10 protein-coding genes are annotated in these 7,775 nt (G+C 69.6%); 6 read left to right on the plus strand and 4 right to left on the minus strand.

The genetic code is table 11. The features are described from left to right. A partial coding sequence (locus IY392_RS12525; RefSeq protein ID WP_228549360.1) for a hypothetical protein occupies positions 1 to 502 on the plus strand: 502 nt, incomplete at its 5' end. A 63-nt stretch (positions 503 to 565) separates the two neighbouring features. Here IY392_RS12525 and IY392_RS12530 read toward each other — a convergent pair. Beyond that, a complete protein-coding gene (locus tag IY392_RS12530; RefSeq protein WP_156607256.1) occupies positions 566 to 1,117 on the minus strand; it encodes a helix-turn-helix domain-containing protein in 552 nt (183 codons plus the stop codon). Between the two features lie 122 nt (positions 1,118 to 1,239). On the opposite strand from IY392_RS12530, the gene IY392_RS12535 reads away from it, so the two are divergent. Together IY392_RS12535 and IY392_RS12540 are read left to right on the plus strand one after the other, a co-directional pair. Further along, complete coding sequence (locus IY392_RS12535) at positions 1,240 to 1,881, plus strand: AzlC family ABC transporter permease (protein WP_194861395.1); 642 nt, start codon at positions 1,240 to 1,242, stop codon at positions 1,879 to 1,881. Further along, on the plus strand, positions 1,874 to 2,191 hold the full coding sequence (locus IY392_RS12540; RefSeq protein ID WP_107757314.1) for an AzlD domain-containing protein: 318 nt from the start codon (positions 1,874 to 1,876) through the stop codon (positions 2,189 to 2,191). The genes IY392_RS12535 and IY392_RS12540 overlap by 8 nt, the downstream gene beginning before the upstream one ends. A gap of 96 nt (positions 2,192 to 2,287) precedes the next feature. Here the strand turns inward: IY392_RS12540 and IY392_RS12545 are convergent, their stop codons facing one another. Further along, positions 2,288 to 2,752 carry a MarR family winged helix-turn-helix transcriptional regulator gene (locus IY392_RS12545; protein ID WP_194861396.1) on the minus strand — a complete coding sequence of 155 codons (465 nt, stop codon included), beginning with the start codon at positions 2,750 to 2,752 and terminating at the stop codon, positions 2,288 to 2,290. A 149-nt stretch (positions 2,753 to 2,901) separates the two neighbouring features. Between IY392_RS12545 and IY392_RS12550 the strand changes: the two genes are divergently transcribed. Next, a complete protein-coding gene (locus IY392_RS12550) occupies positions 2,902 to 3,930 on the plus strand; it encodes a hypothetical protein (RefSeq protein WP_194861397.1) in 1,029 nt (342 codons plus the stop codon). Positions 3,931 to 4,030: 100 nt separating this feature from the next. Further along, positions 4,031 to 4,576: a hypothetical protein gene (locus IY392_RS12555; RefSeq protein ID WP_107757317.1), complete on the plus strand. Its 546-nt coding sequence runs from the start codon at positions 4,031 to 4,033 to the stop codon at positions 4,574 to 4,576. 173 nt (positions 4,577 to 4,749) lie between these two features. On the opposite strand, the gene ccsB is transcribed toward IY392_RS12555, so the two are convergent. Beyond that, a complete protein-coding gene (gene ccsB / locus IY392_RS12560; RefSeq protein ID WP_194861398.1) occupies positions 4,750 to 5,778 on the minus strand; it encodes a c-type cytochrome biogenesis protein CcsB in 1,029 nt (342 codons plus the stop codon). Next, entirely contained in the window at positions 5,775 to 7,466 is a 1,692-nt protein-coding gene (locus IY392_RS12565) for a cytochrome c biogenesis protein ResB (RefSeq protein WP_194861399.1), read from the minus strand. The genes ccsB and IY392_RS12565 overlap by 4 nt, the downstream gene beginning before the upstream one ends. A 147-nt stretch (positions 7,467 to 7,613) precedes the next feature. On the opposite strand from IY392_RS12565, the gene IY392_RS12570 reads away from it, so the two are divergent. Beyond that, on the plus strand, positions 7,614 to 7,775 hold a 162-nt coding region (locus IY392_RS12570), incomplete at its 3' end, for an SDR family NAD(P)-dependent oxidoreductase (protein ID WP_194861400.1).

Genomic DNA, 7,775 nt, shown 5'->3' on the forward strand with positions numbered 1-7,775 from the left:
GTCCCCCACCGTCGAACCCGGCCCCCGGCGACCGGTCAGCGTCACGCCCGGCCGGTGGTTCACCCTGGTGAACCGGGACGGCGTCGAACTCGGTTCGGCGAGGATCGATGGGATGGTGCGGACTCCGGGCTGCGGCGTGGAGCTCACCCTGAGCATCGCCACCTCCCCCGAGTCGGGCCCGGATCGTTGGTCCTCGCTCGGTCCCGCTGACGTCGCCGAGCTCCGGTCCGGTGGCGCGACCCGCGATGCCCGGGCGGTCAGCTCGGACTGCGAGGGTTCCGCGGCCTCCACCACCACGCGTCTGTCGCCGGACCGCGAGTACGAGATCGTCCTGGCGGTCCAGCTCGACGACTCGGCGAAGCGTGCGATGCTCCGGCCCGAGGGCACCGCGGGCTGGGCCTTCGATCTGCCGCCGCTGACCGAGGTCGCCGTCGTCGCCACCACGACCACCTCGACCACCTCGACCACCTCGGCGATGCCGTCTGCCGAGTCCGAGGGCTGACCGGAGACGGTCTACCGCCGCGTGGCCGCAGGCATACCCGGCGTCACCTTCGGGGCGGCCGGCCTATCTGACCTCGGAGATGAGCACCGCGGTGGTTCCCTCGTGCTGGGCGTCGAAGATGTGCGGGGCGTCGCCGGGGTAGCTGAGGTAATCGCCGGGCGACAACTCGACCGGAGCCGCCTCCGGGCCCACGAGCGCGGACCCCGACACCAGGATCACGTGCTCGACGGTGCCCCGGACATGCGGCGCGGACACCTTCGGACCACTGGGATCGGCCCGGATCAGGTACACGTCCCGCCGTGCATGGGGAGGGCTGGCCGAGAGGAGCGCGGCCACGTAGTCCGCGCTGGCCGAACGGATGAGCGGAGCATCGGCGGCTCGGATCAGCGTGACGGGCTCGACGTCCTCGTCCACGAGACGGGCGAAGGGCACGCCGAGCGCATCCCCCAGTGCCCACAGGGTCTCCACGCTGGGGTTTCCCCCGCCCGATTCGAGTTGGGACACGGTTGCCTTGGAGACCCCCGAGCGTCGTGCGAGCTCGGATACCGACAGGCCTGCTGACGTGCGCTCCCGCTTGATCGCGCTCCCGATCCTGGCTCCGAGCTGGGGGGTCATCCGTTTACTATAACGAACGACTGATCAGCTTGACAGGCGCCACGTCTGCGTTCACCATACTGTCCATGCGTCCATTATGGCGAACACCGTCGCCCTCTGCGTCCGCTGCATCCACCAGGCCCGTGTCGACCGCCGCGGCGATCGCGACGGCGATAGCCGTGGTCGGGATGGCCTACGGCTCGGCGGCGTCAGCGGCAGGCCTACCCCCGTGGCTCGTCGTCCTCGCCGCAGCCCTCGTCCTCAGCGCGTCCTCGGAGCTGGTGTTCGTCGGAGTCGTCGCGTCGGGCGGCCTGCTCTGGATCGCGGTCGGCGCCGGCCTCCTGGTGAGCCTCCGCAACGCCGTCTACGGCCTCTCGGCGTCCGCGTTCCTGCCCGACCAGCGCGCCCCCCGACTGCTGTGGACCCACCTGGTCAACGACGAGAGCGTCGCCGTGGCCACGGCCCCGCAGCACCCGTCGCGCCGCTTCGCCGCGTTCCGGACGGTGGGCATCGCCCTCCTGGTCGCGTGGCCCCTCGGTGCGGCGATCGGAGTCGGCGTCGGATACGTCCTGCCCGATCCCGGCCAACTGGGGCTCGACGCGGCGTTCCCCGCCGTCTTCGTCGCGATCATCCTCGCCGCCGTCACCCGTCGCACCGCCGCCCCCGCCGTCGCCGGCGCGACGCTCGCCACAGCTGCCGCCCCGTTCGTGGCCGCCGGACTGGCCCCCGTCCTGGGACTGTTCGGCCTGCTCACCTCTGTGCGGCGGCGGGGCGACCATGCCTGACCCCGCTCTCATCCTCGCCGTGGCGGCCCTCGCCGTCGGCGTGTACGCCATCAGACTGGCCGGGGTCCACGTCGGAAGGACGCGCGCCTCCCTCCAACTCCACCGATGGTGCGACCCGGCGGTGATCGTGCTGCTCGCCGGCGTGGCCGCCACCGCGACCCTCTACGACGGGCAGGCGTTCGCCGGATGGGCCCGCATCGGCGGGGTGGCCTCGGCCGCCGTCCTGGCCGCGTTGCGCGCACCGCTGGTCGTGGTGGTCGTCGCCGCCGTCGGGGTGACCGCCGCTCTCCGAGCGCTCGGGGTCCACTGAGAGGGTGTGCTGACGGGAGTAGCGCACGTCGCGCCCGAACCCGTGGCGGTCGAGCCCAGCGGCCCCGGGTTCAGCACACGGTCAGGCACTCTCGGGTCAGGAGTCGCGCATGACCTGATCGAAGAACGTGTCGAGGCGGGTGAACAGGCCGAGGAACGCCTCGAGGTCATCGGGAGCATCGCCGTAGACAGCGGCAGCCATCTCCCTGTACATGGCGTTGACGCCGTCTGCGACCAGGGCCCCGGCGTCGGTCACCCGGACCTCCCGGGCCCGGGCGTTTCCGGCCGGCTGGTCGACGACGACGAGGCCACGCTCGCGCATCCTGTTCAACGCCTGCGAGACGGCCGACCTGCTCACCCCGGTCCGCTCGGCGAGCTCGCTGGGCGAGATCGCGCGTTCGGCGGCGACGAGGTGACAGACCTCGGCCTCCACCATCGTCAGTCGATCGCCGGTTCCGTAGTCGCGGGCCAGCCGCCGAGAACGCTGAACCTTGTCGAAGACCCGCAGCATCGCGGTGGTGACCGCGGACTCGAGCTCGGCGCGGGCGCGATCGGCACTCATTCTCAATCCGTTCCTGGGGGTGGACCCACCGTACGCGGTCGGCTACGGTGAAGCGACTTCACTATTAAGTGGCTTAATTATTTCGGTGGGGCGTCGAACTCGCCGTAGCCGAATCACCGAGCCACGCCCGGCCCCCGGAGGAACCACCCATGACAGCTGCATATCCCGGCGACGAGTACGCGTCCCCAGGACACCCCCACGGCGCCACGCTCCAGCCCAAGAGCCTGTTCGCCCAGATCTATGAAGTGGCGTCCACCTCGATCTCCACGGTGATCAACGCCGCGCGACGCTTCGCGCGGACTCGCTGGAACTCCCGGGCCCCGGGTGACTCGGTCGCCGCAACGGCCACGGCGACCGTCACCGACACCGCATCGCGATCAGAATCCGCCACTGCACCGGGCGACAGGAGTTCGTCGTCACTACTGAAGGCACTGCTCGGTGTCCTTCGCCCACGCGAGGACGGAAAGGAGCTCTCCTCACTCCAGAGAGGACTCTTCGGAGTCCTCGCCGCCTTCTTCGCGATCCATCCGGTCTTCTGGTTCCTCGAGACCAAGGTCGGGATTCCCCAGCAGATCACGTCGACATCCATGGTGCTCTGCGTCGTAGGGCTCTTCGCCACAGCGCTGGCGTTGCCCTGGATGCGGCTTCCGGGCCAGGAGGAGCGCACGCGGGCAGAGCGCCTCGGCGCGACGATCATCGTCTGGGTGTTCATCGCTCTGGCACCGCGATTCATCTGGGAGCTGCCCTGGCTCTTCTTCTTCGACAAGATCAAGGAAGGGGTCCTCAACCAGTCCCTCTGGACCTACATGTGGGCCCCGGTGCTGATGGGAGGCGATGCCCGCTACCTCAACGGGGACCCGCTGGTCGTCACCATGGAGTGGATCGCGGTCGTCGTGGGCGCGTTCGAGCTCTACGCGATCATTCAATTCTTCCGGAACGGCAAGCGCTTCACGGTCAACCAGCTCGGGCTGATCATGTCCGGAATGGTCGTGGAGGTCACGTTGCCGGCGGTGTACTTCGGGGTCGAGATCGCCAACAAGCTCGAGAACATGTCCAGCCCGGTCGAGATGTGGGTGAAGTTCGTCCTGCTCAACCTGCTGTGGTGCACCATGCCGATCCTCACCTTTGTCTGGGGGCTGAGGCGGATCGGCAGCCAGGACCTCGCGGTGAAGTTCTAGCCGGTGGAACTCGCGCTCCGCGCGGGCACGCGTCTCGCCCCGTCGGCGTCCGGTTCGACCGTTGACCGCGAATCGGCCGCCGGCGGGGCATTATGATTCCATGACCAGACCCTCCAACACCTCCGCCATCGCCTCTGCCACCGGCCGACCGTGGGAGGAGTGGGTCGAGATGCTGGAGCGGGCCGGCGCGCGGGAGATGCCGCACTCGGCGATCGCCAAGGCGACCCTGGAGATGATGCCGGAGTCCGTCGAGCGCGCCGAGTGGTGGGCTCAGGGCACGGCCATCGCCTACGAGCAGCACGCCGGACTGCGGGTTCCGGGGCAGTCGTGCACCGGCGACTTCCAGATGTCCACCTCGCGGACCATCAGCGGGGACATGGACACGGCGCTGCAGGCGTGGGTGGCGCTCGCGGGCGACCGCGAGGAGTTCGGCGGCGTCGGGATCGAGGCCCCCGCGACCACGTCGAGCAGCGAGAAGTGGCGCTACTGGCGGGTTCCGCTGGCCGACGGCACGCGCGTGGCCCTGAACTTCAGCGACAAGAAGAACGGCAAGGCCTCGGTGGGGCTGACGCACACCAAGCTCGACTCGGCCGAGGCGATCAGCTACTGGAAACCCGTGTGGAAGGACCTGCTCGCGCAGCTGTGAGGGGCTGCGCGCACCCCTGTGCCAGCCCCCTGTGCCAGCCCCTGTGCCAGCCGCTCCCCTGGACGTACTCCTGCCGTCACTTATGCGCAGGCGAGAGTTCATCGCGACGGGCGGCTGTGCGAGGAGTGGGCAGGCGCTCGCGCGGATGCCCGGCACGGCGGGGCTGGATGCCTCTAGTTCAGCCCGGCGTAGGAGTGCAGGCCCGAGACCACGATGTTGATGAAGAACAGGTTGAACACCAGCACCGCGAATCCGGCGATGTTGATCCAGGCGGCCTTCTTGGGGCCCCAGCCGCTCGTCGCGCGGGCGTGGAGATACCCGGCGTAGAGCACCCAGGAGATGAAGGACGCCGTCTCCTTGGGATCCCAGCCCCAGAACCGGCCCCACGCGCTCTCCGCCCAGACCGCGCCCAGCAGGATGCCCACGCTGAAGATCGGGAAGCCGATCACCGTGGTGCGGTACGCCAGACGGTCCAGGGTCTCGGCGGCGGGCAGCGGCCGGGTCAGGGCCGCTCCCCAGCCCGTCTCCCGGCCCTGCGGCTGCCAGACGCGCAGCAGGTACATGATGGACACCACGCCGGGGACGAGCAGGATCCCCGAGCCCAGCGCGATGATCGACACGTGGATCGGGAGCCAGTACGAGCGCAGTGCGGGCACCACGGGCGCGGCGTCGGAGTACAGGTGTGTCCCGCCGACGAACAGCAGCACCAGCACCGGCACCAGCATGTACGGCCACACCACCTGGAGCGCGGGCTTGCGCAGCCAGATCAGTCCCGCGCCCATCGCCAACAGCGTGGTGCCCAGGATGAACTCGTACATGTTCCCCCACGGGAACCGGTCGGTGGCCAGCCCGCGCAGCACCAGCGAGGCGGCCTGGAAGACGAACCCGACGATCACGAACAGGTGCGCGATCCGCGCCCAGCGCATGCTGCCCGCCGAGGCGCGGTTCTCGTCACCGGTGTCGGTGAGCGAGGTGGACTCGGTCAGCCCGGCCCCCGTCGACCCCGCCGCGGTCGACCCCGGCCCGCCGGCGCCCACCAGCTCGCGATCGGAGACCTTCGCCACGCGGAACCCCGCGTAATAGATCAAGGAGGCGATCAGGGCCAGGACGTAGATGCCGAACGCGGTACGGAACGCCAGGTCGCTGTACGTCGAGAGCGTCTCGTCGATGGGCAGGCCCTGGGCGAGTATCAGAGTGTTCACCGGGTGTCGTCCTTCCGCGGAGCGTCGCCGGCGGAGCCGCGACTGGTTGCAGTGTGTCCCGAGTCGGCCTCCTCGGGCAACACGGGTGTGACGGCCGCCGCTGCGACCAGCCGGTCCCGGAGGTCGTCGAACTCCGAGCCCCAGCCCATCCGGTCCGTCCGGGCGAGGCCACCCAGGTCGACACGGGTCACCTCGTCGTCGTCGACGATCACGCGCGCCCAGATCCGGCGGCGCCGCACCATCAGGCTGAGGATCAACCCGCCCATCATGACGACGGCGGCCACGCCGACCCAGATCTGCGTGGGATCCTCGGAGACCTGGATGTTGATGAACTCCTCGGCGCCGTCGAACCGGACCTCGGTGCCGTCGGGGAGGGTGGTGGACTCGCCGGGGAACAGGTTGACGCGCGCCTGCCGTTCGAGCGCACCCGACTCGATGAGATCGGAGTCCAGCGAGAAGATGGACTGCGGCCGCCCGGTGTCGAGCCCGGCGTCGCCCTGGTAGACGTCGATCGCCACCGCCGGGTCGTCCATGTTGGGAAAGCGCGAGCTCAGCAGGGTTCCGTCGAACGAGGCGGTGGGCGCGAACAGGCCCTGCACGGCGATCTGCTGGGTGCGTCGCTCGCGCAGGTCGGGGTACATGCCGGCCGGCGGGTCGAACCGCATGATGCCCGACGACAAGAAGGTCTGCAGCTCGGTGGGCTGCCAGTGCTGGGTGTCCGTGCGGGTCTCACCGTTGGGGAACGTGACGGTGAAGGTGGGCGCGAAACCGTGGCCCTGCAGGTAGACGCGGGTCGAGCCGATGCGCAGGGGGTGGTTGACCCGCATCTCGAACGGCTCCCACGTCTGCGGATCGGTGGTCGCGACCTCCTCGGTGAACCGCACGTTGGAGGTGAACATCTCGGCCTGGCCGTTGGGCAGGTAGTCGGCGCGGAAGTCCTCGATCTTGATGCAGAACTGCTCGAGATCGGTTCCGTCGACCAGCAGGCCCGCCCGGAACGTGTCGTACGCACTGGGGGTGGTGTTGCAGAAGGCCGGCGACTCGGCGTTGGCGATGATCACGCGCATCCCCTCGGCGTAGACGAACTTGCCCGCCGCGAACATGATGAGCAGGGCCAGCAGACCGAAGTGGAAGACGATGTTGCCCACCTCGCGCGTGTAACCGCGCTCGGAGGAGAGCTCGATGGTGCCGGGGACGCGGCCGTCGCCGTCGTTGCGCCGCACCCGCCACCCCTTGAGCTCGGCCTGCACCCGGTCGGCGGCCTCCTCGGGCGTGGCGGTGGTGCGGTACGCGGCGTGATGGGGCAGGCGCGACAGGTTGCGGGGCGTGAGCGGCGGGGGCGTGCGCAGCTGCCTGACCAGCTCGAAGCAGCGCGGGGTGAGGCACCCGATGAGCGAGATGAACAGCAGGACGTAGATGGCGGTGAACCACCAGCTGGAGAACACGTCGAACAGCTGCAGGCGGTCGTAGAACTCGCCCAACCACCCGGCCTCGGCGATGTAGTCGTTGACGTTGCCCTCGTTGAGACTGCGCTGGGGCAGGAGCGCTCCCGGGATCGCCGCCACGGCGAGCAGGAACAGCAGGATCAACGCCGTGCGCATGGCGGTGAGTGTGCGCCACGAGTTGCGCAGGAAAGCGGTCACGCCTGCCAGCGGGGAGCGGGCGGCGGCGGTTCTGGGCTCTGACATGGGGTCCATCTGCGGTTCGCGGCGCGCCGACCTGTCGCGGCGCCGATTTCCCCCCAGGCTAGTCGGGGCCTCCTGAGCGGTTTCTGTGAGGGCTCGGCCCGCTCGAAGCCCCCTACCCTGGCGAGAACGTGTTCTACTCTCGGGGCCATGGACCTCCAGGGAAGATCAGTTCTCGTCACCGGCGGTGGCAGCGGAATCGGCGCGGGCGTGACCGGGGAACTGGCCCGTCGCGGCGCGCTCGTCACCATCATCGGCCGCGACGCCGGGCGACTGGCCGAGACCGCGCGGCGCATCGGCGAGGCCACCGGG

It is taken from the genome of Dietzia sp. SYD-A1, from assembly GCF_015356725.1.
In the GTDB taxonomy this organism is placed as follows: domain Bacteria; phylum Actinomycetota; class Actinomycetes; order Mycobacteriales; family Mycobacteriaceae; genus Dietzia.